Here is a 25,274-nt window from a genome sequence, read left to right on the forward strand (position 1 = left end):
GCAGGAGTAAAAACGGTTTAGCCTATTTTGTTACTTTTGAGGTCAGACAATATCTTTTGGGCTGAATTAAAGCCAGGAGCTCCTGTGACGCCTCCACCTGGATGGGTACCTGAACCGCATAGATACAGTCCCTGAACAGGAGTGGTATAGTCGTGAAGTCCAGGAAGGGGTCTGAAAACGTATAGCTGGTCTGGTGTCATGTCCAGATGGAATATGTTTCCTTCGGTTATTCCAAACCTTCTCTCTATGTCCAGTGGGGTTAAGACTTCATACTTGACGGGCTTGAAGTTGGGTGCGTATTCCCTTATTTTCTCCATGGACAGCTGATACACCAGTTCCTTCATTTCATCCAGGTTCTTGGAATATGGTAAGTATTGGCCGAAGATGGAGAAGGAGAACTTGCCAGGAGGGGCAACAGTGGGATCAACAGAGGACTGTATGTTTATGGAAAGCCAAGGCTCCTTGGAATAGCCCAAGGATTTGGCGTCAGTGAAGGCCCTCTCCACATACTCAACTGAGGGTAGAATCAGTTCTGACGCCACGTGCTCCGGGCCCAGGGTGGAACCATTTCCGAAATCGGGAAGCTCCTCAGTGAAACCAACAATCTTGAACGAGACTCCCCTGCTCTTCAGGGACTTGACCTTCCTGAGGAAGTCCTCCTCCAGCTCTGCGTCCCTGAGAAGTTTAAGAAATGTGGTCTTGGGATCAGCGTTGGAGACAACCACCTTAGAGTGAATTACCTTCCCGCTAGACAGCATCACACCCTCAGCCTTACCACCCCTCACTAGTATACTGTCGACCTCTGCCCCGGTGAATATATCCACTCCAAGGTGTTCTGCTGACCTTCTCAGGGCCTGCGTTACACCGCCCATTCCTCCTTTAACGTAACCCCATGAACCCTTCACCCCATTAACCTCTCCCAAGACGTGGTGAGCCAAGACGTAGGCTGTTCCTGGGGTGGAGGGCGATGCCATGGTCCCCACCACTGCGTCCTCCACAAGCGCCGCCTTAACCTCGTCAGATTCAAAGAACTCGTCAAGAAGGGATGACGCGTCCTGAACAATTGACCGCAGGGAGAAGGCCAGACTTGAGAGGTCAAGACTCTGTCCCCTTACGAGGGAAATCAATCCATCTAAATCCTCCCATGAGGGAGGAGGGGATAACATCAGGAAATCGGCAAGCTCATAAAAGGGATCCCAGAACTTCAGCCACTTCTCATATGCCACCGCATCCCTCCTGGAAAATTTCTCTATCTCCCTCTGGGTCCTCTTCAGGTCGTTCCATATGTACAGAGATTTTCCCTTTCCAAATGGGACAAAGAGCCCTGGATCCTTGGTTATCACCTCGAGCCCGAATCTCTCCAAGTTGAGGTCCCTCACGATTCTGGGCCTGAGAAGACTCAGGACGTAAGCGCCAGTGGAAACCTTAACGCCAGGCCATAACTCCTCCGTAACTGAGGCACCGCCCACAATATTTCTCCTTTCAAATACAGCAACCTTTAGCCCATTCATGGCCAGGTAAGATGCAGTAACTAGGCCGTTGTGACCACCGCCCACAATGGCCACGTCGTACATGCTTTCACTTCCTCTGTCCCAGCCACACCACGACTGAGAGAGCAACTCCCACTGCAATGAAAGCTATGGCCACGTAGGACATGGTCACCAAAATTTCTGATATTGGCATGTAGGTATTTTAATAAAATGGGGTTTTAACACTAATCGTATGTCATTGGTATACCCCGATTACAGCAAGAACCTTTATTCCCTGGGATGCGGTATCGCCAAATGGCTTGGAGTTGAGGTTCAGTGCAATACCAGCTATTCCCTCACAGGTGAGAAGCTGGTCCTCCTCATCCTCGACGGCTTCGGATGGAACATCATGGAAAACTCCCTCGGGGAAGTGAAGGAGGCAATAAGGATACACGGTGTCTTCCCATCCACGACCTCTGCCACCCTGGCATCAATATTCACGGCCAAGACTCCGGCAGAACATGGCATCCTAGGCTATAACACATACGTAAAGAGGCTTGGGGGAATAATAAACGTGCTCAGGTATACCCACCCTACCATGAACGAAAGGGATAGCCTTTCGGATGGGCTCCCCTTTGAGAAGGCCTTTCCTGAGGCCAAGGGTTACCTCTCCCAGGTGAAGGAGGGCACCGCATCGGTTCTGCCCCAGGGAATTGAAAACAGCCAGTTCACCACTACCGTCCAGGGAACCACGCAGGAGACCAGGACCTATCTCAACGTCTGGGACGCTTACGAATCGCTCAAACAGCTCATGGACAAGGGAATTAGGTTTATCTACGCTTACATCCCCGATATAGACTCCCTAGCCCACAAGTACGGGCCCTATACTGACCCGGTTAAGTCTGCCAGTAGGGAGATCTTCATGAGGTTCTACTCGCTTTTCAAGGAGAGGAAGGAATACACTGCCGTCATAACTGCGGATCACGGTCTAGTGGACACCACGCAGAGGATTGAGGTGGATAAGGACCTTGAGCTCATGAACATGCTTGAGATCCCCCCTTACGGCGATTCCAGGGCCCTCTTCCTGAAATCCAGGTACGACCTGAAGGTGTTCCTAGAGACCAGATATAACCTGAAGGTGTTTGACAGGGATGAGACCCTCAGGCTACTGGGAGGCAACAGAGTCCCGGAGAGCATGCCAGATTTCGTGGGGGTACCCCTGGATTATACCTCGTATTTCTTCAACTTCAGGGAGAAATCAGGCTACACAAGACTTAAAGGCCATCACGGTGGCCTGCTTAGAGAAGAGTTGGAAGTTCCGCTGGTGATGATCAATGGTTGAGTTCTTCAGTCCCACATGGGATGATATTGAGGAGCAGATATTTCGCATTGCCAAGAGGATGGCAACAGAATCCTTTTACCCAGATGTGATAGTGGCTATTCTGACCGGAGGCGTGATCCCCGCGAAGCTTTTTGCTGACATCCTAAACATGAAAAATATAAAGTATATAGATATAAAATTCTACAGAGACGTGAACCAGACCGAGAGCAAGCCGGTGATAAGGGCAGTATACGTGAACGACCTCGAGAACAAGAAGGTGCTTGTGGTTGATGACGTCTCGGATACGGGGGAAACACTGGAGGCAGTTACCAACGTGATTTCCATGTTTTCGCCAAGGCTTATCAGGACTGCAACTCTTTACGTCAAACCTTGGTCTAGGAAGATACCGGACTACTTTGGGGAACAGGTTGGGAAGTGGATAATTTTTCCATGGGACAAATGGGACGTGGTGAGATCTAACCCTGAGGCACCTGTATCAAAAAAGGAGAAGTACTTTGAGCTACACGAGCTCTTCTCCAAGATGAAGAGTTAGAAAATAATTGGCTCCTTATACTCTCCCCAGATTTCCCTGAGGGCGGAGCTTATCTCTCCTACTGTGCAACCTTTCTTTATGGCGTCCAAGACGTAGGGGAACAGGTTGACCGACGGGTTCTCTGCAGCCTTCCTCAAGGCGTTTAGGGAGTCCCTCACCTTAATCTGATCCCTTTCAGATTTATATTGCTTTAACCTTGTGAGAACCCTCTCCCTCACCTCTGGATTTACCCTGAACACCTCCGTGGTCCCTATCCAATCAGGTTCGTAGGACATGTTAACTCCTACCCTGATCATCTCCCCTTCCTCTATCTTCTTCTGAAGTCTGTAAGCGCTCTCAGCTATCTCCGCCTGCGGGAATCCCTTCTCAACCGCCTTCATCATCCCGCCCATGCCTTCCACCCTTTCGATTATTTTCCATGCCCTCTCCTCTATTTCATCCGTTAACCACTCCACGTAGTATGACCCCGCTAGGGGATCAACTGTCTCAGTGGATCCGCTCTCATACGCCACTATTTGCTGTACCCTGATTGCTATCTTGGCAGCCTTCTCGCTAGGGAGAGCGACCGCCTCGTCATATGAGTTCACATGAAGGCTCTGGGTACCGCCCAGTGCAGCAGCCAGAGCTTGAATCGTGGTTCTAATGATGTTTATCTCAGGCTGTTGGGCCGTCAGCTCTGCACCTCCGGTCTGCGTATGAAATTTCAGCGTCATGGAGTCTGGCTTCTTTGCATTGAACATATCCCTCATTATCTTGGCCCACATCCTTCTAGCAGCCCTGAACTTTGCAACCTCTTCAAAGAGGTTGGTATATCCGGCGAAGAAGAAGGAGAGAGTGGGGGCAAAATCGTCAACGGGAATACCCCTTTCCGATGTTTTCCTGACGTATTCTATACCATCCGCCAGAGTGAAGGCGACCTCCAGAACAGCGTCCGCCCCAGCCTCCCTTATGTGATAACCGCTGATGCTGATGGGGTGCCACTTGGGTATGTTCTTGTAGGAGTACTCAATGATGTCTATGGCGTACCTCATGGAAGGTTCTGGGGGGTAAATGTAGTTCTTCCTTGCAATGTATTCCTTCAGGATGTCGTTCTGAACGGTTCCGTCTATTTCCGCAGGACTCACTCCTCTGCTCTCGGCGGTCGCCACATACATGGAGAGCAATTCCATAGCCGTGGCGTTGATGGTCATGGATGTGGATACCTTGTTCAGGGGGATCTGGTTAGTAACTATATCCATCTCTCTCCAGTGAAACATGGAGACACCAACAACTCCAACCTCAGTGTAGGCCAGTTCATTATCTGGATCCAGGCCCAGCTGGGTGGGGAGATCAAAGGCTGTGCTGAGTCCAGTCTGTCCAGCCTCAAGGAGTTTCCTGAACCTGGCGTTGGTGTCCTCTGCAGAGCCGAAACCCGCATACTGTCTTATGGTCCATATCCTCCCCCTGTACATGTTTGGATAAATTCCCCTGGTGTAGGGATATTCTCCAGGGAAGCCAATCTTCTCCTCGTAGTCTCCCTTTAGGTCAAGGGGAGTGTAAAGGGTCTTTATCTCTATTCCAGAGGGAGTGGTGAACTTTGTTTTTCTCTCCTTTCTTTTAGATATCCACGGTTGCAGATATTTGCTTTCCCATTCCTTAACCCTCTCCTGAGTAACCATCAGGAAATACCCTGGTACAATTTGCTTATACAGTATATAACCTTTGCTTTTTACTTAAACTTATATAGGAAAAATCATCACAGATCCCATGGAGACCTTAGATATAGATCACGTGGGAATCGCAGTTGAAAATTTGGAGGAAGCCATTAAGATGTATACCGAAAAGCTAGGAATGAAACTGGTACATAGGGAAGATCTGCCAGATAGGGGGATAAAGGTAGCTTTCCTCACGGGGAAGGATGGAACTGCCTCCGTCGAGCTGATGGAGCCCATGAACCACGAAGACAGCAACAATACCGTGGCAAAGTTCCTGAAGACGAGGGGACAGGGCATGCACCACCTTGCAGTGAAGGTTGAGGACATCAACTCCTCCTTGAGGGACCTTGAGAGCAGGGGAATGACCTTAATCGATAAGAACGGAAGGAAGGGGGCTAGGGGACACCTCGTGGCCTTTGTTCATCCCAAGAGCGTCATGGGACTGCTCCTGGAACTGGTTCAAGAAACACATTAAAGCAATTTAAACTTTAGGCGAAAATTTTATATTTTCTCAATCAAAGATTTAAATGTGATCGACCATGCCCACCAAGAGATCAAAGGATATATTTAGTTACTTTGATGATCTCGTAAGGCAAATAGAAGAAGAGTTCGAGGCGATGGAGAGGGAGTTCTTTAGGGCAGCTGAGAAGGGAGAAGTGAAAACCTATGGACCTTACGTGTACGGATTCAAGGTAACAATGGGACCCGACGGGAAACCCGTAGTGGAGGAGTTCGGTAACGTGAAGAGACTGGGCAACAGACCACTCCTCAGCGAGGAGAGGGAACCCCTTGTTGACGTAATAGAGAAGAACGATGAAATAAGGGTAGTAGCTGAGGTCCCAGGAGTGGACAAGAACGACATAAAGGTCAAGGTTAACGGCGATCTGCTAGTCATCTCAGCCAACTCTCAGGACAAGAAGTACTACAAGGAAGTTGAACTCCCAGCGCCGGTGGACGAGAACACCGCAAAGGCAAACTACAAGAATGGAGTACTGGAAGTGGTCATGAAGAAGAAGGCCGTAGCTACTGGGAAGGATATAAAGGTCGAGTGACCTTAACTTTATCGTTTTTTATGAAACTCGTTCCAGACGAATCCCTTATGATTAAGGTGAACTGAATTTTTCCATCCATAGCTTCCCTGATCTTGTCGCATTTTTTCTTTTTGCATAGGGATCCCATGTTATCCATGATTATTTCCAGGAGCCCCCTAACCGTGCTCACTGCTCCCTGATAGGATGAACCTGGAATCACTTCTACTCCAAGCTCAGGAATATGTAGCTCGGCGAAAGCAGACCTGTACACCAGGGATGAAAGGTCCTCCTCCGAAGTTACAAGGAGGGATAACTCCACAGGAATCCCAGTCTCGTATGGCTTAACGTCCCTGTAGAGATAATGACAATCCGTGCACTCCCAATACGAGAGAATCAACTTACCCGTAGGAGTCTCGTACAGGTAGTCCTTCGCCTGAAAAGTATCCTTCTTACACACGGGACACTTAAAGACCTGATCCATTATCAGTTGTGGTTCCATGGTCATCAACCAAAATTTAATTTGGTATTATTACGCATAGTATAGTTAGAGTATCTAAGGTATGAGGTTTCCACGAGAGAACGATATTGGGAAGATAGAATATAAACTTATTCTATCGAATCTCAATGAACAGAGACTTCAGGAGCTAGCTACGCAAATGAAGTACAGGCTTGAGGAGGGTGGGGGAGAGGCCCTATACGTGGTTGGGGTTAGCGATGAGGGAGAGGCCATAGGTCTTTCAAAAGAGGAGTTGGATGCGACCATAAATACCGTGGAGAGGGTTGCCTCCATGATAAGCGCCAAGATTTCGCATAAGAGAATCGTGAAGGTAAAGGACAACCTCTACGTTGGAGAGCTACTTGTGAGGATTCACAAGGACAGGATACCCATTCAGATAAACGTAGCTGTGATGGGCCACGTAAATGCAGGGAAGAGCACGTTAACTGGCACATTGATCACTGGAAAGCTTGATGACGGCAACGGCTCCCTCAGGAGCGCAGTTGCAAGATACCTGCACGAGGTGATCAGCGGTAGAACTTCCTCCATAACCATGAGATTGCTGGGCTTTGACAACTCAGGCAACCCGGTGAATCCCCAGTGTAGGGATCCTACGGATGAGGCGGAGATAACACTGAAGAGTGCCAAGACCATTAGGCTCATAGACCTGGGGGGCCATGAGAGGTATCTCAGAACTACGTTGAAGGGCCTCATGGGATATGAGGTCGACTATGTAATGCTTGTTGTTGGAGCGGACGATGGGTTAAGCATCATGGGGAGGGAACACCTGGCAGTCTCCACGGTGCTCAGGTTTCCAATCTTCGTGGTGATCACCAAGGTGGATAAGTTCCCTGAATCGAGGACCACTGAAATAGTGAATCAGGTGAAGGAAGTCCTGAAAATTCCCGGGATAAACAGATTGGCCATGGAGGTAGAGGATGAGGGAGATGTACTTAACGGCATTATAGGAATAAGGTCCAAGAGGGTTGTTCCCATCTTTAAGGTATCCAATGTGACGGGGCAGGGTCTAGATCTTCTAATCAAGTTTCTCAATCTTCTCCCACCAAGAAGATCAACTCCATCGTCTGATCCTCTGGTGTACATAGATGAAACCTACAACGTGCCTGGGGTTGGGCCGGTGGTACTGGGTTCCGTGATAAGGGGAAAGGTCTCAATTAACGACAGCCTGCTCATAGGTCCCAGCAAATATAACGAGTTCAAAGAGATTAAGATAAAGAGCATTCAGCTGAACAGGGTTTTTGTAGATTCCGTGAACCAAGGTTCCATAGCAACCTTCGCTCTTCAAGGCATAGAAAGGGATAGCCTGAGAAAAGGGATGGTACTAGTTAAAAACAAGCCAAAGGCTGTGAGAAGCTTCTGGGCTAAAGTTATACTCCTCCATCATCCAACCACCATAAAGGAGGGATACGTGGCCACTCTTCATCTTCACACCATCAGGCAGGCTGTGAGGTTCAACAAGATAGAGAAGGGAATTCTGAGAACAGGAGATAGTTCAGACGTCCAGCTGACCTTTATGTTCAGGTCGGAGTACGTGGAACCTGGACAAATATTCGTGTTCAGAGAGGGCAGGACCAGGGGTCTAGGTATTATTACTAAGATTGATTAATTTTTGATAAAGTGCAGGATATTATCTGCTTGGATACGTCCTCTGCCTGTTTACTTATGGTGTTCATCAAGGCCTTTGCCAGTGAGCCCTCCATGGAGTACTCCGCCTCCCACAGTAGGTCACTTCCCTGAATGTTGAGCCTTGTTCTGATTAAAACAATTAAACCAGGGCCATCAACCTGAAGAAGGTTACTCACCTGACGCTCCTTAACCTCATACTCCTTTACTTCACCGGATAACTCAGCCCTCAACGGACCTAGCTTAGCCTCAATCACGAACTTTTTGCCATTTATACTTTTAACCCCGGGTATGCATTGGAGGAGATTCCCCTCATCTGAGAAGAAAGAGAGGGCCTTTTCCTCGCTCTTAATCTTCTCCTGCCCGCTTAACTTTGTCATTTCTTTTCTACCTTGTTCTTTATACAGTCAAAAAGATCCGAAATAAGCTTGTTCACCGCGGGGTCCATCAATCTGGCCCCAACTGAGGCAAGAACCCCAGCAACCTTCACCTCGGCGTCGTAACTTAGCTTCCCATCATCGACCTTCACTTGAGCCACGATGTCCACATTACTGTTCAGTCCTGTACCCTTGGCGCTTATGGTCATACTTTCCATGGGATTAACATTGGTGAAGGTCACGGTTGCCTTGTACTCACCCTTGATGAAGCCAATTCCAGCTGAGCCGACCACCTTGTACGAATCTCCTTCCTTCGTGATACTCTTTATCCCAGGAAAACACGAGGAAACGGATTCAGGATTGCTTAGAATACCCCAAATGGTTGCCTTGTCTACGTTAAGTTTTACTTCCCCTTGATATTTCATGAGTATTCTGAAGGCTTCATAAGAAAAAAGTTTTACATCAAACTGGTTGGGTTATCATCAAGTACTTAAAAACGCGTATGACTATTTGGGGAAAATGAAGATCAGGGTCAGATACTTCGCGCTAGTTAAGGACATCACGGGGAAGGATTTTGAGGAGCTAGAGACCCATTGCAGTGAGCTGGATTGCCTTGTGGACGAACTGGCCACAAAATATGGAGCCAGATTCAAGGCACTTCTTCAGGGACAGATATCAGGCGTAAAGGTCTTCTTCCTCGTGAATGGAAAGACAAATGTTAAGGAGATAAGGGATGGAGATGAGGTGGCGGTACTTCCTCCGCCTGCTGGCGGAGATCTGAGGAGAGGGAAACTGGACATCCTAGACGAGATAAGGAGTTTCAGGGCTACCGCACCTCCTGAGGCCGGATCCATGGTAATCTACGTAGGTTTCGTGAAGGGAATTGTTGAGGGTCACGAAGTTAAGAACCTAGTTTATGAGGCATACGATTCCTATACCCAGAGCAGGTTAAGTGAAATAGAAAATGAGATAAAGAACAAATACAAGGACGTCTTGAACATTAAGATCATCCACGCCATAGATAACATGAAGCCAGGGGATGACGTTATCCTCATCATGACCATAGGGCGCGGAAGGAAGGATTCAATTGATGCCGTAAAGGAGGCCATAGAGCTGGTGAAGCATACCACAGGTATATGGAAGTTGGAAGTTAGGGACGATGGAGAGTTCTGGGTTGTGGCTGGGAACACGAGGGTGAAGAGAGAGTGAGAAAGCCCGTAGTCATGGCCATCGGAGGTTTCGACAGTGGTGGAGGGGCCGGGGTGGAGAGCGACATTAAGGTCTTGGAGTCCATAGGCGTTCACGGGGTCGGAGCCGTGACTGCTATCACTGCTCAGAATACGCGAGGGATCAGGGACGTAGTGGTTGTGGACCCCAGTTCCCTTAGGAAACAGATCGAAGCTCTTCTTGACGACTTCAAGATAAGCTCGGTTAAGACAGGAATGATAGTTAACCGTGAACAAATGAGCGTAGTGTCTGAGATGGTGAATTTGCCGTTGGTTGTGGATCCGGTAATTCACGCGAAGGATGGTACCACGTTGATCGCAGACCTAGAGGCCTTCAAGCGTTTCCTCCTTCCCAAGGCGATGGTGGTAACGCCTAACGCTATAGAAGCTGGTACACTCGTGGGGATGAGGGTGGAAACACTGAAGGACCAGATCACCGCCTCCAAGCTCATTCACGAGAAGTTCTCGGTACCCTTCGTTATCGTAAAGGGAGGTCATATTAATTCGGCAGAGAGCATTGACGTCCTATACGACGGTGAGGAGGTTATCCAGTTGAGTTCACCAAGGTTGAGCAATAGGAACACCCACGGGACTGGGAGCATCTTTGCATCAACCATTGCTGGCATGCTGGCCAAGGGATTTCATGTCAGGGAGGCTGTTAGGCTGGCAAAGAGCGTGACGGAGGAAAGTATCCGATATGGGCTCGAGATAGGAGGTGGGACTGGACCGGTTGACCCTCTGGTCCCCATGGAGAAGTTGGCCATGAAGACCAAGGTGATGGAGGAAATGGAGAAGTTTGCGGAGTTCGTGGAAAGGGAGAGAAATTTCCATCTTCTAATACCAGAGGTTCAGTCCAATCTAGCGCACTCCATTGATCCCAGATACGTTACAGGAATTGATGACATAGCCACGTTCAGGGGAAGGATTATTAGAGAATGGGGAGGAAGGGTGAGAGTGGGTTTCCCGGTGGCTTTCGGCTACCCCACCCACACAGCCAGGCTACTATTATCAATAATAACCACGCAGGGAACCGGAAATACGCTCATTAACATCAGATATAACCCCAAGATCGTGGAATCGTTCAGGAAAATTGGATATGAAGTTGTGGAGGTTCACAGGGAACTGGAGCCCCAGGGTCCGGAGGGGAAAACCATGAGCTGGATAGTGGAACACGTTCATGAAAACCTTGGCAGGATTCCCAACGTGATCTTTGACAGGGGAATGGTTGGTAAGGAGGCTATGGTGAGGTTCTGGACGTCCTCCATGGAGGAAATGATAGAGACCCTAACGACTCTGCTTAGGGAGGTGGGGACATGAGACTTGAAAGACTCATCGTAGGGTGTAAGAACCTTGTGAGAACCGGTTGGATGCAGAGGGGAGTCCCGCCGGGCATAGGAGAGACCGTGGCATCCCACAGCTTTGAGGCCAGTGTCATTGCCTACGTTATAGCCTCCAAGCTCAAGGAGAAGGGACATAACGTGAACCCAGATCACGCCTCAGTGATAGCACTCTTTCATGACGTTGGGGAGAGCCTAATTGGAGATCTCCCCAAATGGTTCACTGATAGGGCTACCAAGGAGAAGATTGAACTATCGGCGGTGGAAGAGCTGGGTGTGGGGAAGGAACTTTTCCTTGAGTACGAAAGGAGGGACACACTGGAAGGCGTAATTGCCAAGTTTTCTGAGATGATGGCGACGTATAAGCAGGCGCTTAGATACAGGAGACAGGGCTACTCAGTGGATGAGATCATTGAAACATACAGGAAAAAGCTGGAGGAGCTGTGGTCTTTGGAACCCCTCTCTAGCTCTAGGAAAGAGCTGGAGGAGATCCTCTTGAGTGAAGACAAATGATATTTAAGGAATTGTCCAATTAGTTAAGTGATTATCATGAATCTAGGTCCAGGGAAGAAAGCACCTGATATAGTAAATGTTCTTGTGGAAATACCAAGTGGTTCCAACATAAAGTATGAGTACGACGAGGAGGAGGGAGTAATAAAGGTGGATAGGGTTCTCTACACTTCCATGGTCTACCCATTTAACTACGGCTTCGTGCCTGGTACACTTGAGGAGGACGGTGACCCCATTGACGTTCTAGTATTGACCAACTATCCACTGCTTCCCGGTACGGTTATTGAGGCCAGGCCAGTGGGCGTGATCCATATGAAGGATGAAGAGGGTGTTGACGAGAAGATAATAGCTGTTCCCAAGGAGAAGACCGATCCCACGTTCGCCAGAATTAAGGACGTCAATGATATTGACGATGCCACAAAGAACAAGATAGTGCACTTCTTTGAGCACTACAAGGAGCTGGAGCCCGGTAAATGGGTAAAAATATCAGGTTGGGGGTCAGCTTCCGAGGCTAAGGAGAAGATAGCCAAGGCGATAGAGAGGAAGAACAAGTAATGCTTTTTATTGATGTTGTTATTATTTTATCTGCGATACTTTCATCGTCCTGGATACTTCTGGAAACATTCTATTACACTCGAAGCGGGATTTCTTACCCCGCAAGGGGAAGTGCCGATGGTAAAGCATCAATAATCGTTGCCATAAAGGAAGAGGATCCCAGCACAATCTCGGAACTGGTGGAAAATCTTTCAAAGCTGAACTATTCGGATTACGAGGTAATACTGGTCTCTGACGATCCTGAAGAGAAGTTTGAAAGACTGAAACATATTAAACTTCCAGTGAACTTCCGACTGGTCAGAAGAGATAAACCACACGGAAGGAAGGCTGGCGCACTTAATTACGGCGTTTCCCTGTCATCAGGTGAACTTCTAGTTTTTTTAGATGCTGAAGCCAGGGTAGATCCCGATTTCTTGACCAAGGTATCCACACACTTGAGACAAGCGGAGGCAGTGGCCCTAAGACTTAAGGTGAGAGATCTCAAGAATAAACTTCAGGTTCTTTACTCTGGGATAACCGAGTTCTCCATGGATTCCCTCTTCAGGGGACGATACCTTAGGGGGCTTCCCATATTCCCCAACGGCTCTGCATTCGCAATTAAATCATCTACCCTGAAAAGGATAGGAGGTTGGAAGGAGGGAGTGGTCGCTGAGGATCTTGAGATAGGGATTAGGTTATTCCTCAATGGGGTTAAGGTAGGCTACGCAGACGACGTTGTGGTAGAAACCCTGGCCCCATATAACTGGAAAGACCTTTTCCATCAAATGAAAAGATGGGCTTATGGATCAGGACAACTTCTTCCCTACAGCCTCTCCATGATAAGCAAGGGAATCAAAGGAATAGAGGGGGCAATGTACGCGAACCAATGGGGGATATACCCACTGTTTTTTATTGTGTTATTGATTGCAGGTTTTCTCTCTCCCATCTTGTCCTCATCCCCCATCATCTGGATTTCGTCCATGTCCCTGTTCCTTCTCTCATCCTTGGTCTTCTCTCTCAGATCTAGAACAAGGGAGTATGACTTGAGGATTCCTGCGCTTATGATTTCTGCCTTCCTATCCGGTTACTTTCTTGGTCTTTTCAACGCAAAATTCAGCTGGAGAGTTACGCCCAAGGTAGAGAGAGAACAAGAGTTATGGATACCATTAGAGCCTAACGTCATTTCATACCTCTTCCTTGTGAGCGGAATAATAACGCTAAAAAGCTATTTAATTCAAGGGACCATTCTGTTTGTAATTTCAATTGTTCTGTTAATCATACCGTGACCTTTATTGATGACATCCTAGCTACCTCTCTCATGGCCTCATCAGGTCTCAGGCTGTACTTGATGATGTATTTCTTGACCATCTTGTAGCTTTCAGGGTTCTGAACGATGTCCTTGGATGTTGCCATCAGCCTCAAGTAAAGCGCTCTCCTCTGTATCTCTTCTTTCACTTCTTCAAGAGATCTTCCAGACTCCTCCAGCCTGTTCCTCAGAACCTTCGCATTATCTAAGTCCACTACATGAGTATCCACCTTGGGATCCCAGTTGACAACTCTCCTGAAATCAGACGCGGTCACCAGCTCGTCTATGGCAACGACCCTCCTCTTCAGCTGTATCTTATCTCCCACAAGCACCGGTAACCTTCTCACACTAATCATGATGTTGTTCATGGGTATCCATTCGGCTGGAATGTTAAGTGGAGGGTTCATTAACCTCTTTACTGCACTCTCAGAATCGTGGGCGTGAAAGGTCGTGGCACCTCCGTGACCTGTGGAGAGGGCTTGGAACAGGATGTAGGACTCTGCGCCCCTAATCTCACCCACTACTATAATGTCTGGCCTATACCTCAGGGAGAGTTTTAGCAGGTCCATCAGGCCTATTTCCTTGCTGGACTCACCGTATGCTTGCCTGGCATAGAGCTGAACCCAGTTCTCTTGAGCCAGCTTTATCTCTGGAATATCTTCTATGGAAACGATTTTTAGTGACTCCTTCGCAAGATTCAGGATAGAACCTAGTACCGTTGTCTTACCTGCGCCTGTGACCCCTATAACCATGAACGACATTCTAAGATCAATGGAGTACCAGAGATAGGCTGCGGTTTCAGGGCTCATGACCCCACTATTAATCGAGTCTAATATGGTGATCGGTCTCTCGCTGAATCTCCTAATGACGAAGCTTGATCCCCTAGCGCTTACCTCGTATCTGAACGTAGCGGCTATTCTGTCCCCCTTTGGCAATATACCGTCCGCTATGGGAGTTGCTATTGAGACCGTTTTACCTGAAAGCGAGATGAGTCTTAATACTATTTGATCCAGTAGCTCAGGTCCACTAATTTCCCTGTTCAATACTTTCATTGATTCAGTTATAATGAGATTGGTGGGAACGTAATCATACTCCCTGTGATACACGTACACCGGTAGACCAATTCCGCTACATGATATGTCCTCGATCTTGTTGTCAGCCAACAGGGGAGTGAGCACGTTGTAACCAAACATGTTTCTTAACAGGTAATAGAGGGCTACTTTCCCTTTCGTACTGAGCTTGATTATCCCACCTACTTGGCCCTGCACAAGGCCCATACTGGGCATTTTAGCGTTAGCATCTAGTAAGATCTTGGCTATGTCCACGGTATCCTCCTTGCTTAAGAGGGATCTTTCAATTTCCTTGATGAGGTAAATGTAAGCATTGAAAATATTTTGATCTATAGGTGGCTCCACTAAGACATACCTAAATATTCCCTTGTCCTGGTCAAACACGATAAACGTGTGGGGATTGGCAATTGACAATTCTACATTATTGGATTCAAAAGATGACTTAACTGCTCTAGGCATCATGCTGAGCATATCAACCTCGTACTCAGATATTATTTCGGGCAGTTCCTCGTAGGGTAATGTTATGGGATAAAGGCTAATTGGCAAATCCCCAAAGCTTAACTGTTCATTTTTAGGGGAAGGTTTGCTACGAAATGGCAGTGGCAGATTTAAATTCATACTAGATAATATGATGTAAATCTTCTTTATAAATGTTCTTTTCTCTCATTCTAGGCGTAATAAAAATCATCCTGACGGAGGTGCTGTGGGGCCGAAGGTAAAGTGAACATGTACTATTATTATCATTAATATAGCAGTTATCACAACCATTATGGCTGCATGAATAAATCCTGTGGCCACCTTGCCCCTGCCCAGCTTTCCCACTAACAACCCAGCGAAGAATGCGTTCACCATGGAGGCAATAGCCGTGATGTAAACAGCCTGAGGCAGAAGAACCCTAGCCTCACCAAGGGCACCTGAGGAGAATGCATATGTGTTACCCGTTATTAGTCCTAGTATGGCTGCTGATAGCAAGTTCACCGCTATGATGGAGATAACCACCCCTATATACGGAGTATAGAGAAGAATCTTCACCTTGCTTTCGTACTCCCTTTTTATCTTAATCTGTGTCTCCACCTGTTCAGCAAGGCTTTCTATACTGTCTGGAGTGAGGCTTCCAATATCAATCATATCGGCCATGGATACCAGAGAAATCCTTGAGGTGAAGTCAACTATCTCCTCTGCTCCCTTTAGGAAGGCATCTCTTAATGGGTAACCCAGAGAGATGTAAGCGTAAATTCTCTTCAATATAAACGATAATTTGCCCATCTCTTGGCTATCCTTTATGTTCTTTATTATGGTCTCGGGAGAAAGCCCTGCTCTTATGCCCTCTGAGATAGCCCTAAGTAAGTTAACTACGTATGGATCATAACCTGTCCCCTTTTTCAACTCCCTAGATGTCACAATGGCTGGAGGAATAACCGCTATGAGAAAACTGATCATCATTATGATGGTTACTGGAGTCACATTGTTGGTGTTACCGGTCAGAGTGAGGAATGGGATCAGCTGTTTGGTAATGCCCAAAAGCACAAACATCACGAGAAGACCTACACCCAAGGAGATATAGAATGTCTTGTAGGACGAAATTTTCCTCTCTGGAAACCTGAGTTGGGATTGCTCCGCCATCAATATGAAGACTCCGTCGACTAGGGGTAAGATGAGAATGAGGATAGCCCCAAAGGCGTTAAGGGGTATGGAACTTCCTACTATACTTGGAAAGAGAGCCTGCAGTAATAGTATAAGGAAGAACGTAATGTAACCCGAGGCTAACCAGATCACATATGTTTCACCTACACCTGAAAGTCTATCTGCAGCCATGGCAGCAGCTAGTTCCAGCTGTTTAAGGATATCCTTAGCCTTTGCGGAAACTGCGTCAAGGACTGGCGCTCCACTTCTAACTGCCGCTACGTAGCTAACTAAGAAATCATTAAGTATTTTGGATGGCGATATCCTTATTGCGTGAAGCAGGGCATCCTCCACGTTTTCCCCTAGGAAATTTATTCTTTTAGAAACATAGAGAATTACTTGGTTTATATAATTGAAGGCTATGGTTCTAGAAATTCTATCGAAAAGTATCCTGGGGCTAAGACCTGATCTGAGGAAGATCGTAAAAACAGCGGAGAAGGCTGCGGTTTCAGCATCTATCCCAATTCTTCTATTCTCGATGCTTTGGGATATGTTCACATTCAACAGAAGATATGTGACTGGCGGTATTATCACCGCAAATATGATGAACATAAGACCCGCAACAGCAAACTTGGCCACCCTGAACGCTAAGTAGAACTTTACGAGTATATAGACCCCTAAGAATGCAAGAATTGCAGAGAACACCGAAGAGACCATCAGATAGAAGAACATTTGAGCGGCGAATAGTTGCGGATCTGTACTTAGGCCCGCCAGAAGCAATTTTTTCTCTATACTCCTGGAAATAGACTTAACTATTCCCAGTTCATAGAAATTGCCCATTATCCCAAGCGAGGATTTGAATTCCTTCTTGTTACCCCCGTTCCTTCGTAGCCCCTTAAATGCCATTATTCAATTATTTCGACCTAAGTTTAAAAATGTAGAGGAAGACAAGGTTCCAAGTACTTCGCCGGCTTAGTCCCCCTTTGCGTTGGGATTAGAAGAACTTAGGAAATATTTTTATTCAATTGTGTAGAAAGAGGGTTGTGGATGCCCTTCAACTCCTGAAGGATCAATATGGTTTCACAGATGACGAGCTTGAGTATGCAGTGAATAGGGCAAAGGGAATCATAATGGGTTTCGCCATGGAGTACAGGGCTAGGCTAGTTCTTGAGTCGATGAATTTCGTGAATATTCGTTCCGTTGATCTTCCAACTCACGATATAGAGGCAGAGAGAGATGGGAATAAATATTTCGTGGAAGTGAAAGCCAGCAAAAGGTCTCCCACAAAGGAGTATAGCGCGTATAAGTTGGCCATGATAGCTAGGCTAACTGGGACGCATCTTACCCTCCTGATGACACCCAGACCAAGCCTCTTGGTTACCGAGGATATATTAAGCGAACCCAAGAAAATACTTCTAAACTTCTTTAGACTAGCCCTCAATAAAAGAACCGAGGAATTAAAAAAGTTCTTAGAGGATGAAAGAAATAGAAAAGTTATACAATCCTACGACAGGGTTATTGTCTCCACGCTTCACGAAGACATTGAGACACTTTCTATTCAATGACACATTCACAGGAGAGGTCTTCCCTTATAGGATGATCTATATCTGATCAGTTGTTGCTCTGCCCTATCCAGATATTTATAAACTGTGGAATGTTCCCTTCCCCTCACCAGTAACTCCAACGCCTTTTTGGCTATGGGTATTTGTTCATAATTGCCCAGCAGAGTCACGTAATGACCTGAAATTACAACACTTACACCGGTATACTCCTGGATTATCTTCTTTGTCTTTCCGCCTTCTCCTATTATTCTGCCCTTGACCCTCGTCATATTATCCCTGCTGTTGGCAATCTCTTTCAGGTCAATGACATCCATCATGACCTCCTCTCCCATCAACTTGAGGGCATCAGACACTGGAACCCCAAGACCAATTGCCCTTATCACGGAAACTACCTTGAGAGCTTGGTAAGGATTCTGGTTCTTGGGATCCACAACGAAGTTTTTCACCTTATCGTCGTAAAGTATCTCGACCCCGCCCATCCTAGAAAGATCCAGAAGGAGAGATTTAACCAGGTCTAGCCTCTCGTCCGGCACACTCACAAACATTACTTCTCCTTACTAGATAACTCCAGCCTGTTTAATAATTCTTCCACAGGTATCACGTCTACTCCCTTGCTCTGGAAAAATCTATTAATATTATTTATATCCCTTTCCAGAAGGACCAGTGAATTTTCTGCCCATACTGGAACTGCCTGACCTACGTCTATAATGTAGGGTAGATCATCCTTCACCATTACATTAAATTCGCTGAGGTCGCCATGAACAAGCTGTGCCTTGGTCACCATTACTTCAATTTGCCTGACTATTTCATCATAAAAGTCCTGCGTAATCTCTTCCAAGTCCACCAGAAGTGGAGCCTTCGTTATCCCCTCTCCAATGAACTCCATTGCTAGTACATTTTTGTTCACTAGGAGAGGCCTAGGTACCCTCACTCCGGCCTCAAACATCTTCGAAAGGTTACCGAACTCCTTTCTTGCCCAGCCGTATATCATTTCCTTAGTGCTAGAGAACCTCACATCTGACCTTCCATCTAGGGAAACATATTTCCTTATGGCGCGCTTATGGGAGGCAGTTGAGGTATAGTAGATCTTCAAGGCGATATAGTTGCCATCCCTAGTCTTGGCAGGGTAGACCTTGGCCTCCTTTCCTGAGGCAATAGCACCCAGAATAGACTCTATGCTCAGTTTCCTCATTACCTGAATTACCGCCAATGAAGTGGAGGAGTCTAACGTGGAATCAACTGTCTTGAAGACATCTTCGTCCTTTTCTCTTTTCTCCTCTCTCCTAACTATTCTATTCAACCTCTAAGTTGATCAATCACGTCCCTGCTAATTACTTTTTCCTCAATTAACTTCCTTATTTCATCATTCATGTACCTGTAAACTATGTCTGCCTTATTGGGCTGAAAATCCCAAGGTGCGGCGAGGACCACATCACCCTCTTTTATCCAAGTCTTTTTCCTCATCCTACCTGGTATTCTGGCTGTCCTCTCCTTACCATCTAAACAGGCAACAATTATATGTTCGGCCCCCAGCATCTTCTTAACAACGCAAATAACCTCGCCTTCTTCGGGTTTCGGAACCTCCTTTGAAGGTGCTTGATCTGTCCTATCTTTCTTGGGCAACTACTGAAACACCATTGCCTTAACAAGATGGCGGAATATTAAAAACTTAGCTTATTTTACGTCTTCATGAAAGCTAGAGACTAAAAATGTTAAATCACCGGTTCAAAGATTAGAGTGGCCGAAGCAACTCCAAACCTATAGCTGTTGACCCTCCCACGCCGTGACAGATACTTGCGATTCCCCTTTTTCCATTCATTTTGCTCAGCACATTGAGCAGGGTCACCATGATCCTAGCACCGCTGGCCCCTATTGGATGACCCAACGCTATTGCTCCTCCGAACACGTTCAATTGCTCGTAGGGCACTCCGAGGTACCTGTGGAAAAGAACATTGTTCACAGCGAAGGCCTCATTATTCTCAAAGTAATCGAACTGAGTAATACCCATGTTGAGCCTTGTCAACAGCTTCTTCACGGAGTGAAGGGGTGCCTCTGTGAAACGCCAACTCTCTATGCCCACCCAGGAGTAACCTAGAATTCTCGCCACTGGATCTACCCCAAACTCCTTCACTGCCTTCTCGCTCATTAGGACCATGGCAACAGCTCCGTCCGAAATCTGAGATGAGTTACCTGCAGTGTGATACCCGTTTTCAGAGAACGCGGGCTTAAGCGAACTTAGTTTCTCAATGGTTGTGTCCGGTCTGATGCCCTCATCCCTCTCTAGTTTACCCTCGTCTAGGTTCACCGGAACAACTTCCGATTTGAATAGTCCCTTCTCCCATGCCTGATGGGCCCTTCTATGACTCTCATAAGCAACCTCGTCCAGTTCCCTCCTGGAGATATCCCTTTCTCTAGCAACCATATCCGCTTCCTGTCCCATGAGTTTGAGGTTGAAGGGGTCTGTAAGTCCGTCCACTAACATCGTGTCAATGAAATTTAAACTTTTTCCAGATAAGAACTTTACACCCCATCTTACTTCTGAATTAACTGCCAGCATGGATTGGCTCATGGATTCCATCCCGCCCGCAACCACCACATCGGCATCACCTCCCTTGATCATTTGAGCTGCGTTGGTAACCCCCATCATACCGGAGGAACATACCATGTCCACACAATAACCATCAACTTCCCACGGTATTCCCGCTAAAAGCGCAGCCTGCCTAGCTAAATCCTGGCCGTGACCTGCCCTCAATACGTTACCCATGATAGTGATATCGACACGAGAGGGATCAACGTTTGCCCTTCTCAGCGCTTCCTTTATGGCAACAGCCCCTAACATCTGAGGTTTCACTGACTTCAGGGACCCTCCAAAACGTCCAATAGGAGTTCTCACCGCAGAAGCTATGTAAACATCTACCATGGTATCACGTTGGTATAGAAGAATTTAAACTTTTTAAACAATTGTGCCCCTTAGGTCAAAGAATGATGAATCCGTAATCTCAACCTCGTACCATTTACCTAGCTCCGCTCCCCTGAGTATGACGGGAATGTAGTTGAGCGTCCTGCCTATCTGTGTGTCTCCCTTTCCGTTTTCCAGAGCTATAACCTTCATTCTTCTCCCAACGTATTCCCTGTGAATTTCCCTCGAAAGTTCCTCGTAAAGTGATACAGCCCTCTTCAGCCTCTCCTTCTTAACTGCACCAGGAACCTGGATCATCATGGCACTCCTGGTGTTAGGTCTGAGCGAGTACATGGCTATATGTATCCTTTCGAACCTTAATTCCTTCATGAGACGCAATGTATCCTCGAACGCGGCCTCATCCTCTCCGGGGTGACCTACTATTATGTCCGTGGTAATGTTAACTAGGGGAAACCTTTTCCTTATCTCCTTAACGATTTCCCTATACTCATCCACCGTGTACTTCCTGTTCATAACCCTCAGTACGTGATCGTTACCGCTCTGCACGGGTAGGTGAAAGAACTTGTACACCTTGGAATTGTCCCAGGCATCCAACAGGCGCTCAAGTTGTCTCATGGCCAGTTCAGGGGTCATCATACCTATCCTCACCATGAAATCCCCCTCCAGGGAAGACACCTCCTTGACCAGCTCTGCAAGTCCCATTTCTCCCCCAAGGTCTAGACCATAGGCGGCTGTATCCTGACCCGTTAATTCAACCTCCTTGGCCCCCCTTTCCACTGCTTTCCTCACAGCTTCCACGATCATTCTGGGAGGATAACTTCTCAGCTCCCTTCTGGCCAACTTGGTGATACAGAAGTTACAACTACCAGCGCATCCGTCGGCAATGGGGATCACGGAGATGAGCCCCTCGAAGAGTCCAGGTAATACGGAGGGAGCCTCGCCATAAAGGCTCACTATCCTTTCCTTGGATTCAACAGCCTTGACAATATCCCCTATGGATTGAGGCCCAATCAATGACGATTGAGGTGCAAGAGAGGTGACCAAACCAGGCTCCGCACCAGCTAAACAGCCTGCCACAACCAATTTCTTCCCTGCCCTAGAAAGTTCTGATATTCTCTTCTTCATCTTCTCCTCCGTTTCCATTCTCACTGCACAGGTGTTTATGACTAGAACATCGGCCTCCTCCTCGCTATTCACTATTTCATGTTTTCTGTTCTTTAGCAAAGTCATCATTGAGTACGTATCGCCCTTGTTTAGGGCACATCCATATGTCTCAAAGTAAATTCTCATAGCTTGTACTAGTCACAAATTTAACCGCGTGATTATATAGAGTTAATCGAGTTTCATGTCAGAGAGGGATAAGCTCTACAACGTGCTTCTGGACAGGCTCTACACTAAGCTGCCCAAAAAGGACTTGGCAGCGGAGACGCAAACTCTTCCTACCCTCACTATTATTAACGTGGGTAATACCACCATTATCAGAAACTTCAGCGAGTACTGTGACAGAATAAGGAGGGAGGACAAGATATGCATGAGATACCTGCTGAAGGAGCTTGCTGCGGCTGGCTCCATATCCGAGAATGGACAGCTGATGATCCAAGGTAAGTTCTCCAACGCCATAGTGAACACCTTCATGGACAGGTTCCTGAAGACCTACGTCCAGTGCTCCACATGTAAAAGCCTTGATACCGTCCTAGTAAAGGAGAAGAAAATATGGTATATTCAGTGCCTGGCATGCGGTGCCAAAAACCCAGTTAAGCCTCTGTGAGATAATGAGGGTAATTCTCAAGGTCATAAGGGGAGAAGGACACGTCTTTGTGAACATATGTGAAAAGGAGTACCTTGGAAAAGAATTCAGGGAGGATAGGGCAGTTCTAAACGTAAACGATGAATTCTACGGGGGAGACGAGGTGGACATTAACTATGCCCTAAACCTAGTGGATGAGGCTACAGTGGTGAGCATGATAGGAGAGAAGGTAATTGGGGAGGCAATAAGAAGGGGACTTGTCCATGAGAACGCCGTATTAACCGTATCAGGGGTGAAGTTCGCACAGATCTATAATCTGTGATGGAAATGGGAGGAAAATTCTGTGTAATGTGCGGAAGAGAGGACGTAAAGCTCATAGATAGACTCTGTCCCTCATGTTATGTGAAAACAAGGGAGATAGCTAGAGTGCCTAGAAGCATGTCAATTACAGTATGCAGGATTTGCGGTTCCAGGAAGATTAAGGGAAAGTGGACTCCACCCCGTGGAGATATATCATCTTCCTTGGAGGAGGAGATAGTCTCGGCCATAGAGCTGGACGATCATGTAGGAGAGTATCACGTGGATGTGGGGCAAATGTGGAGTGATGTTCATGGTAACAATCACTTTCCATTGAGGATTTCAGGTTCGGTTGAGGGAGAAAGATTCGACGAAACCAAGGACGTGATGGTTAAGGTGGAAAGTACCCTATGCGACTCTTGCGTAAAAAGACGAGGGAAATACTACGAGGCAATAATACAGCTTAGATCCAAGGAGGGTAACCTGGCGCTGGATGAGAAAAGATTCTTCGAGTCCTTCTTTTCAAGAGAGGACGCGGAGAACCTTTCGGATATAGTTGAATTGAAAGAAGGAGTGGATTATTATTTCATTAGCAGAACTGTGGCCAAGAGGCTTGTGGCGAAGTTCGTAAGCGAGGTTAAGGTTGAGATGAAGGAGAGTTACCAAAGGGAGAGGATAAAAAGAGGTAAAAGGGACGCAAAACTAGTAATCTCCTTGAGGTTATGAGGATAGGGATAGACGAAGCAGGGAGAGGATGCCTAATTGGACCCATGGTGGTAGCGGGAGTGGCCCTGAGCGAGGTGGCATTGGAACGGTTGAAGAAGCGCGGTGTAAAGGATAGCAAGAAGCTCACCAGGAAGGAAAGGGAGAGACTATTTGAGTTGATAGTTTCTGAGAGCGAGGGGGTAGCCATTGCAAAGGCCCTTCCTGAGGAAATTGATGCTAAAAATCTGAACAGGTTGACCTACAGCAAGGTAATAGAGATCATAGATGCGTTATCCTGGGTTAACCCTGAAGTTGTGACTGTGGATAAGGTTGGAAGGGAGACTGAGGTCATACAGACAATTAAGAAACATGGATTTAGCCCAAATGTTGTTCACAAGGCTGACGAGCTGTTTGTTGAGGCCAGCTCGGCAAGTATTGTGGCTAAGGTGATAAGGGACAGGATAATAGACTCGTTAAAGAAGGACTTTGGGGACTTTGGAAGTGGATATCCCTCGGACAGGAAAACCGTTCAGTGGTTGCTGAACCTAGTTTCCAGGGGAGACGAACCACCAAATATTATAAGGAGATCATGGAAATTATTACTAAAATACGCACCGGAGTTCTACGTTGATAAGGTGAGCTGAAGTGGTCACTAACCTTCCCGCTGAGGCTAAGACTAAATGGCTAAGAGTGATGGACGCCAAGACCCCTGAGGAAAAGATAAAGGCAATTCAGGATTTCCTGAGTAGCGTACCCAAACACAAGGGAACTGAAAATCTAGTCTACTGGGCAAAAAGAAGACTGTCAGAGCTGAGAGAGGAGACGGAGAAACAGAAGAGGAAATCCAAGGGTGGGGGTCTTTCCTTTTTCGTGGAGAAGGAAGGAGCGGGGCAGGTTCTGGTGCTGGGTAAGGAAGAACTGAAGAATCCGCTTGTGCGCAGGCTCACCAACGTAAAACAGGACCCCAAGGATTACCCAGTTCCTGCTATGACCTTCTACGAGGATGCACCCATTCAGTTGGTCAATCCTCCCCAAATTATTCTGGATTCGAGGCTCATAGTGAGCAAACTCCTTGGATTGGCCAGAAATGCAGACTCAATCCTTTTCGTGGTGGAGGACCAAGAGGAATTCACAAGAATGAGGGAGTTTCTGGAGAACAATAACATCCTACTAGGAAAACCCAAGGGGAAAGTGATAATAGAGCGATTCAGGAGCACCAAGGAGGGACTAAGGATAGTTATGATGGGAAAATTGACAGGAACCACAGAGGATCAGGTTAAGAACTACCTCAGGGAGTTCGGTATTAAGTCAGCTGTGGTGAAGATTGTGGGGGAGGTTACTCTGGACGATGTGGAGAAATCACTCTTCGAGGCCATCACCTTTAAGCCTGCGGTGGTTGCCTCAGTTAAGCCATTTCAAGTTCAGGGAATACCGGTTGTGAACGTGACTGACTTAGATAGTCTAAGAAGAGAGCTGTACCTCAGCCTTGATGTGATAAGAATCTACACCAAGGAGCCCATGGAGGAACCCACAAAGGATCCAATGTTCATGAAGAGAGGATCCACAGTCCTGGATGTTGCCCAGAAACTTCACAGCCAGCTCTCTGAAAACTTCAAGTACGCCAAAGTATGGGGTAAATCTGCCAGGTTTCCTGGACAGAGAGTGGGCGAGGATCACGTCCTAGAGGATAAGGATATCGTGGAAATCCATGTAAAGTGACAAATGAGCTTATATTTATGTTCATCACTATTTTAACTGTATTGTTTTCTAGTCTGCCATTATTTATATGAACAAAAAATAACAGGCGTGTATTTAAGCTTTTCTTAGACAGCACTTTACAAAACTTTGAAAC

At 46.9% G+C, this 25,274-nt stretch carries 28 protein-coding genes; 16 read left to right on the plus strand and 12 right to left on the minus strand.

What is annotated here, in order from left to right:
* Positions 1–17: 17 nt before the first annotated feature.
* Positions 18–1,574 (minus strand): phytoene desaturase family protein, encoded by a 1,557-nt coding sequence (locus L3N51_RS03415; RefSeq protein ID WP_238025475.1) that lies wholly within the window; start codon positions 1,572–1,574, stop codon positions 18–20.
* Positions 1,575–1,722: 148 nt separating this feature from the next.
* Here L3N51_RS03415 and L3N51_RS03420 point away from each other — a divergent pair, with 148 nt between their 5' ends.
* Both L3N51_RS03420 and L3N51_RS03425 read left to right on the plus strand, forming a co-directional pair.
* Positions 1,723–2,811, plus strand: coding sequence for an alkaline phosphatase family protein (locus L3N51_RS03420; RefSeq protein ID WP_238025476.1), 1,089 nt, complete (start codon positions 1,723–1,725; stop codon positions 2,809–2,811).
* A complete protein-coding gene (locus L3N51_RS03425) occupies positions 2,804–3,343 on the plus strand; it encodes a phosphoribosyltransferase (protein ID WP_238025478.1) in 540 nt (179 codons plus the stop codon). Before L3N51_RS03420 ends, L3N51_RS03425 begins: the two co-directional genes overlap by 8 nt.
* Here the strand turns inward: L3N51_RS03425 and L3N51_RS03430 are convergent.
* A complete protein-coding gene (locus L3N51_RS03430; RefSeq protein WP_238025479.1) occupies positions 3,340–5,001 on the minus strand; it encodes an acyl-CoA mutase large subunit family protein in 1,662 nt (553 codons plus the stop codon). The two genes, L3N51_RS03425 and L3N51_RS03430, sit on opposite strands and share 4 nt — an antisense overlap.
* Positions 5,002–5,089: 88 nt before the next feature.
* Between L3N51_RS03430 and mce the strand changes: the two genes are divergently transcribed.
* Both mce and hsp20 read left to right on the plus strand, forming a co-directional pair.
* Complete coding sequence (gene mce, locus L3N51_RS03435; RefSeq protein WP_238025480.1) at positions 5,090–5,512, plus strand: methylmalonyl-CoA epimerase; 423 nt, start codon at positions 5,090–5,092, stop codon at positions 5,510–5,512.
* Positions 5,513–5,576: 64 nt separating this feature from the next.
* Positions 5,577–6,089, plus strand: coding sequence for an archaeal heat shock protein Hsp20 (gene hsp20 / locus L3N51_RS03440; protein WP_238025481.1), 513 nt, complete (start codon positions 5,577–5,579; stop codon positions 6,087–6,089).
* On the opposite strand, the gene L3N51_RS03445 is transcribed toward hsp20, so the two are convergent.
* Positions 6,061–6,567 (minus strand): hypothetical protein, encoded by a 507-nt coding sequence (locus L3N51_RS03445; RefSeq protein ID WP_425597984.1) that lies wholly within the window; start codon positions 6,565–6,567, stop codon positions 6,061–6,063. The two genes, hsp20 and L3N51_RS03445, sit on opposite strands and share 29 nt — an antisense overlap.
* Positions 6,568–6,628: 61 nt before the next feature.
* Between L3N51_RS03445 and L3N51_RS03450 the strand changes: the two genes are divergently transcribed.
* Entirely contained in the window at positions 6,629–8,191 is a 1,563-nt protein-coding gene (locus L3N51_RS03450; RefSeq protein ID WP_238025484.1) for a GTPBP1 family GTP-binding protein, read from the plus strand.
* On the opposite strand, the gene L3N51_RS03455 is transcribed toward L3N51_RS03450, so the two are convergent.
* Both L3N51_RS03455 and L3N51_RS03460 read right to left on the minus strand, forming a co-directional pair.
* Positions 8,178–8,588 (minus strand): SRPBCC domain-containing protein, encoded by a 411-nt coding sequence (locus L3N51_RS03455; protein WP_238025486.1) that lies wholly within the window; start codon positions 8,586–8,588, stop codon positions 8,178–8,180. The two genes, L3N51_RS03450 and L3N51_RS03455, sit on opposite strands and share 14 nt — an antisense overlap.
* On the minus strand, positions 8,585–9,010 hold the full coding sequence (locus L3N51_RS03460; protein ID WP_238025487.1) for a CoxG family protein: 426 nt from the start codon (positions 9,008–9,010) through the stop codon (positions 8,585–8,587). Before L3N51_RS03460 ends, L3N51_RS03455 begins: the two co-directional genes overlap by 4 nt.
* Before the next feature lie 94 nt (positions 9,011–9,104).
* Here L3N51_RS03460 and L3N51_RS03465 point away from each other — a divergent pair, with 94 nt between their 5' ends.
* The 5 genes from L3N51_RS03465 to L3N51_RS03485 are packed head-to-tail and all read left to right on the plus strand — an operon-like array spanning position 9,105 to position 13,478.
* Complete coding sequence (locus L3N51_RS03465) at positions 9,105–9,794, plus strand: MoaD family protein (protein ID WP_238025488.1); 690 nt, start codon at positions 9,105–9,107, stop codon at positions 9,792–9,794.
* Positions 9,791–11,128, plus strand: coding sequence for a bifunctional hydroxymethylpyrimidine kinase/phosphomethylpyrimidine kinase (thiD, locus tag L3N51_RS03470; protein ID WP_238025489.1), 1,338 nt, complete (start codon positions 9,791–9,793; stop codon positions 11,126–11,128). The genes L3N51_RS03465 and thiD overlap by 4 nt, the downstream gene beginning before the upstream one ends.
* The gene (locus tag L3N51_RS03475; protein WP_238025490.1) at positions 11,125–11,661 is read left to right on the plus strand and encodes an HD domain-containing protein; all 537 of its coding nucleotides are present in this window, start codon (positions 11,125–11,127) and stop codon (positions 11,659–11,661) included. The genes thiD and L3N51_RS03475 overlap by 4 nt, the downstream gene beginning before the upstream one ends.
* Positions 11,662–11,697: 36 nt before the next feature.
* A complete protein-coding gene (gene ppa, locus L3N51_RS03480) occupies positions 11,698–12,213 on the plus strand; it encodes an inorganic diphosphatase (RefSeq protein WP_238025491.1) in 516 nt (171 codons plus the stop codon).
* Positions 12,213–13,478 (plus strand): glycosyltransferase, encoded by a 1,266-nt coding sequence (locus L3N51_RS03485; protein ID WP_238025493.1) that lies wholly within the window; start codon positions 12,213–12,215, stop codon positions 13,476–13,478. Before ppa ends, L3N51_RS03485 begins: the two co-directional genes overlap by 1 nt.
* On the opposite strand, the gene L3N51_RS03490 is transcribed toward L3N51_RS03485, so the two are convergent.
* Together L3N51_RS03490 and L3N51_RS03495 are read right to left on the minus strand one after the other, a co-directional pair.
* Positions 13,468–15,186: a type II/IV secretion system ATPase subunit gene (locus tag L3N51_RS03490; RefSeq protein WP_238025494.1), complete on the minus strand. Its 1,719-nt coding sequence runs from the start codon at positions 15,184–15,186 to the stop codon at positions 13,468–13,470. The genes L3N51_RS03485 and L3N51_RS03490 overlap by 11 nt on opposite strands.
* Before the next feature lie 66 nt (positions 15,187–15,252).
* Positions 15,253–17,097, minus strand: coding sequence for a type II secretion system F family protein (locus L3N51_RS03495; RefSeq protein ID WP_238025495.1), 1,845 nt, complete (start codon positions 17,095–17,097; stop codon positions 15,253–15,255).
* A gap of 137 nt (positions 17,098–17,234) precedes the next feature.
* Here L3N51_RS03495 and L3N51_RS03500 point away from each other — a divergent pair, with 137 nt between their 5' ends.
* A complete protein-coding gene (locus L3N51_RS03500) occupies positions 17,235–17,756 on the plus strand; it encodes a hypothetical protein (protein ID WP_238025497.1) in 522 nt (173 codons plus the stop codon).
* Positions 17,757–17,761: 5 nt separating this feature from the next.
* Here L3N51_RS03500 and L3N51_RS03505 read toward each other — a convergent pair whose 3' ends face one another.
* From L3N51_RS03505 to L3N51_RS03525, 5 genes are all read right to left on the minus strand, one after another.
* Positions 17,762–18,298, minus strand: a complete 537-nt coding sequence (locus L3N51_RS03505; RefSeq protein ID WP_238025499.1) for a KH domain-containing protein — start codon at positions 18,296–18,298, stop codon at positions 17,762–17,764.
* Positions 18,298–19,053: a serine protein kinase RIO gene (locus L3N51_RS03510; RefSeq protein WP_238025501.1), complete on the minus strand. Its 756-nt coding sequence runs from the start codon at positions 19,051–19,053 to the stop codon at positions 18,298–18,300. The genes L3N51_RS03505 and L3N51_RS03510 overlap by 1 nt, the downstream gene beginning before the upstream one ends.
* A complete protein-coding gene (locus L3N51_RS03515) occupies positions 19,050–19,376 on the minus strand; it encodes a translation initiation factor aIF-1A (protein ID WP_238025504.1) in 327 nt (108 codons plus the stop codon). Before L3N51_RS03515 ends, L3N51_RS03510 begins: the two co-directional genes overlap by 4 nt.
* A 109-nt stretch (positions 19,377–19,485) precedes the next feature.
* Positions 19,486–20,673, minus strand: a complete 1,188-nt coding sequence (locus L3N51_RS03520) for a thiolase family protein (protein WP_238025506.1) — start codon at positions 20,671–20,673, stop codon at positions 19,486–19,488.
* Between the two features lie 33 nt (positions 20,674–20,706).
* Positions 20,707–21,963 (minus strand): tRNA (N(6)-L-threonylcarbamoyladenosine(37)-C(2))-methylthiotransferase, encoded by a 1,257-nt coding sequence (locus L3N51_RS03525; RefSeq protein ID WP_238025512.1) that lies wholly within the window; start codon positions 21,961–21,963, stop codon positions 20,707–20,709.
* Positions 21,964–22,018: 55 nt separating this feature from the next.
* Between L3N51_RS03525 and L3N51_RS03530 the strand changes: the two genes are divergently transcribed.
* From L3N51_RS03530 to L3N51_RS03550, 5 genes are read left to right on the plus strand one after another with little or no spacing between them, the layout of a single operon-like run.
* Positions 22,019–22,441 (plus strand): translation initiation factor IF-2 subunit beta, encoded by a 423-nt coding sequence (locus L3N51_RS03530; protein ID WP_238025514.1) that lies wholly within the window; start codon positions 22,019–22,021, stop codon positions 22,439–22,441.
* A gap of 4 nt (positions 22,442–22,445) precedes the next feature.
* Positions 22,446–22,742, plus strand: a complete 297-nt coding sequence (locus L3N51_RS03535) for a DUF424 domain-containing protein (RefSeq protein ID WP_238025515.1) — start codon at positions 22,446–22,448, stop codon at positions 22,740–22,742.
* A 26-nt stretch (positions 22,743–22,768) separates the two neighbouring features.
* Positions 22,769–23,443, plus strand: coding sequence for a 60S ribosomal export protein NMD3 (locus L3N51_RS03540; protein ID WP_238025516.1), 675 nt, complete (start codon positions 22,769–22,771; stop codon positions 23,441–23,443).
* Positions 23,440–24,066 (plus strand): ribonuclease HII, encoded by a 627-nt coding sequence (gene rnhB, locus L3N51_RS03545; RefSeq protein WP_238025517.1) that lies wholly within the window; start codon positions 23,440–23,442, stop codon positions 24,064–24,066. The genes L3N51_RS03540 and rnhB overlap by 4 nt, the downstream gene beginning before the upstream one ends.
* A gap of 1 nt (position 24,067) precedes the next feature.
* On the plus strand, positions 24,068–25,141 hold the full coding sequence (locus L3N51_RS03550; RefSeq protein WP_238025518.1) for a TGS domain-containing protein: 1,074 nt from the start codon (positions 24,068–24,070) through the stop codon (positions 25,139–25,141).
* Positions 25,142–25,274 lie beyond the last annotated feature (133 nt).

The sequence above is a fragment of the Metallosphaera javensis (ex Hofmann et al. 2022) genome, from assembly GCF_022064045.1.
Classification (GTDB): domain Archaea; phylum Thermoproteota; class Thermoprotei_A; order Sulfolobales; family Sulfolobaceae; genus Metallosphaera; species Metallosphaera javensis.

Coding starts and splice junctions, on each gene's coding strand:
- L3N51_RS03415 (WP_238025475.1), bottom strand. CDS start 1,574: ATGTACGACGTGGCCATTGTGGGCGGTGGTCACAACGGCCTAGTTACT.
- L3N51_RS03420 (WP_238025476.1), top strand. CDS start 1,723: ATGTCATTGGTATACCCCGATTACAGCAAGAACCTTTATTCCCTGGGA.
- L3N51_RS03425 (WP_238025478.1), top strand. CDS start 2,804: ATGGTTGAGTTCTTCAGTCCCACATGGGATGATATTGAGGAGCAGATA.
- L3N51_RS03430 (WP_238025479.1), bottom strand. CDS start 5,001: ATGGTTACTCAGGAGAGGGTTAAGGAATGGGAAAGCAAATATCTGCAA.
- mce (WP_238025480.1), top strand. CDS start 5,090: ATGGAGACCTTAGATATAGATCACGTGGGAATCGCAGTTGAAAATTTG.
- hsp20 (WP_238025481.1), top strand. CDS start 5,577: ATGCCCACCAAGAGATCAAAGGATATATTTAGTTACTTTGATGATCTC.
- L3N51_RS03445 (WP_425597984.1), bottom strand. CDS start 6,567: ATGGAACCACAACTGATAATGGATCAGGTCTTTAAGTGTCCCGTGTGT.
- L3N51_RS03450 (WP_238025484.1), top strand. CDS start 6,629: ATGAGGTTTCCACGAGAGAACGATATTGGGAAGATAGAATATAAACTT.
- L3N51_RS03455 (WP_238025486.1), bottom strand. CDS start 8,588: ATGACAAAGTTAAGCGGGCAGGAGAAGATTAAGAGCGAGGAAAAGGCC.
- L3N51_RS03460 (WP_238025487.1), bottom strand. CDS start 9,010: ATGAAATATCAAGGGGAAGTAAAACTTAACGTAGACAAGGCAACCATT.
- L3N51_RS03465 (WP_238025488.1), top strand. CDS start 9,105: ATGAAGATCAGGGTCAGATACTTCGCGCTAGTTAAGGACATCACGGGG.
- L3N51_RS03475 (WP_238025490.1), top strand. CDS start 11,125: ATGAGACTTGAAAGACTCATCGTAGGGTGTAAGAACCTTGTGAGAACC.
- ppa (WP_238025491.1), top strand. CDS start 11,698: ATGAATCTAGGTCCAGGGAAGAAAGCACCTGATATAGTAAATGTTCTT.
- L3N51_RS03485 (WP_238025493.1), top strand. CDS start 12,213: ATGCTTTTTATTGATGTTGTTATTATTTTATCTGCGATACTTTCATCG.
- L3N51_RS03490 (WP_238025494.1), bottom strand. CDS start 15,186: ATGAATTTAAATCTGCCACTGCCATTTCGTAGCAAACCTTCCCCTAAA.
- L3N51_RS03495 (WP_238025495.1), bottom strand. CDS start 17,097: ATGGCATTTAAGGGGCTACGAAGGAACGGGGGTAACAAGAAGGAATTC.
- L3N51_RS03505 (WP_238025499.1), bottom strand. CDS start 18,298: ATGTTTGTGAGTGTGCCGGACGAGAGGCTAGACCTGGTTAAATCTCTC.
- L3N51_RS03520 (WP_238025506.1), bottom strand. CDS start 20,673: ATGGTAGATGTTTACATAGCTTCTGCGGTGAGAACTCCTATTGGACGT.
- L3N51_RS03525 (WP_238025512.1), bottom strand. CDS start 21,963: ATGAGAATTTACTTTGAGACATATGGATGTGCCCTAAACAAGGGCGAT.
- L3N51_RS03530 (WP_238025514.1), top strand. CDS start 22,019: ATGTCAGAGAGGGATAAGCTCTACAACGTGCTTCTGGACAGGCTCTAC.
- L3N51_RS03535 (WP_238025515.1), top strand. CDS start 22,446: ATGAGGGTAATTCTCAAGGTCATAAGGGGAGAAGGACACGTCTTTGTG.
- L3N51_RS03540 (WP_238025516.1), top strand. CDS start 22,769: ATGTGCGGAAGAGAGGACGTAAAGCTCATAGATAGACTCTGTCCCTCA.
- rnhB (WP_238025517.1), top strand. CDS start 23,440: ATGAGGATAGGGATAGACGAAGCAGGGAGAGGATGCCTAATTGGACCC.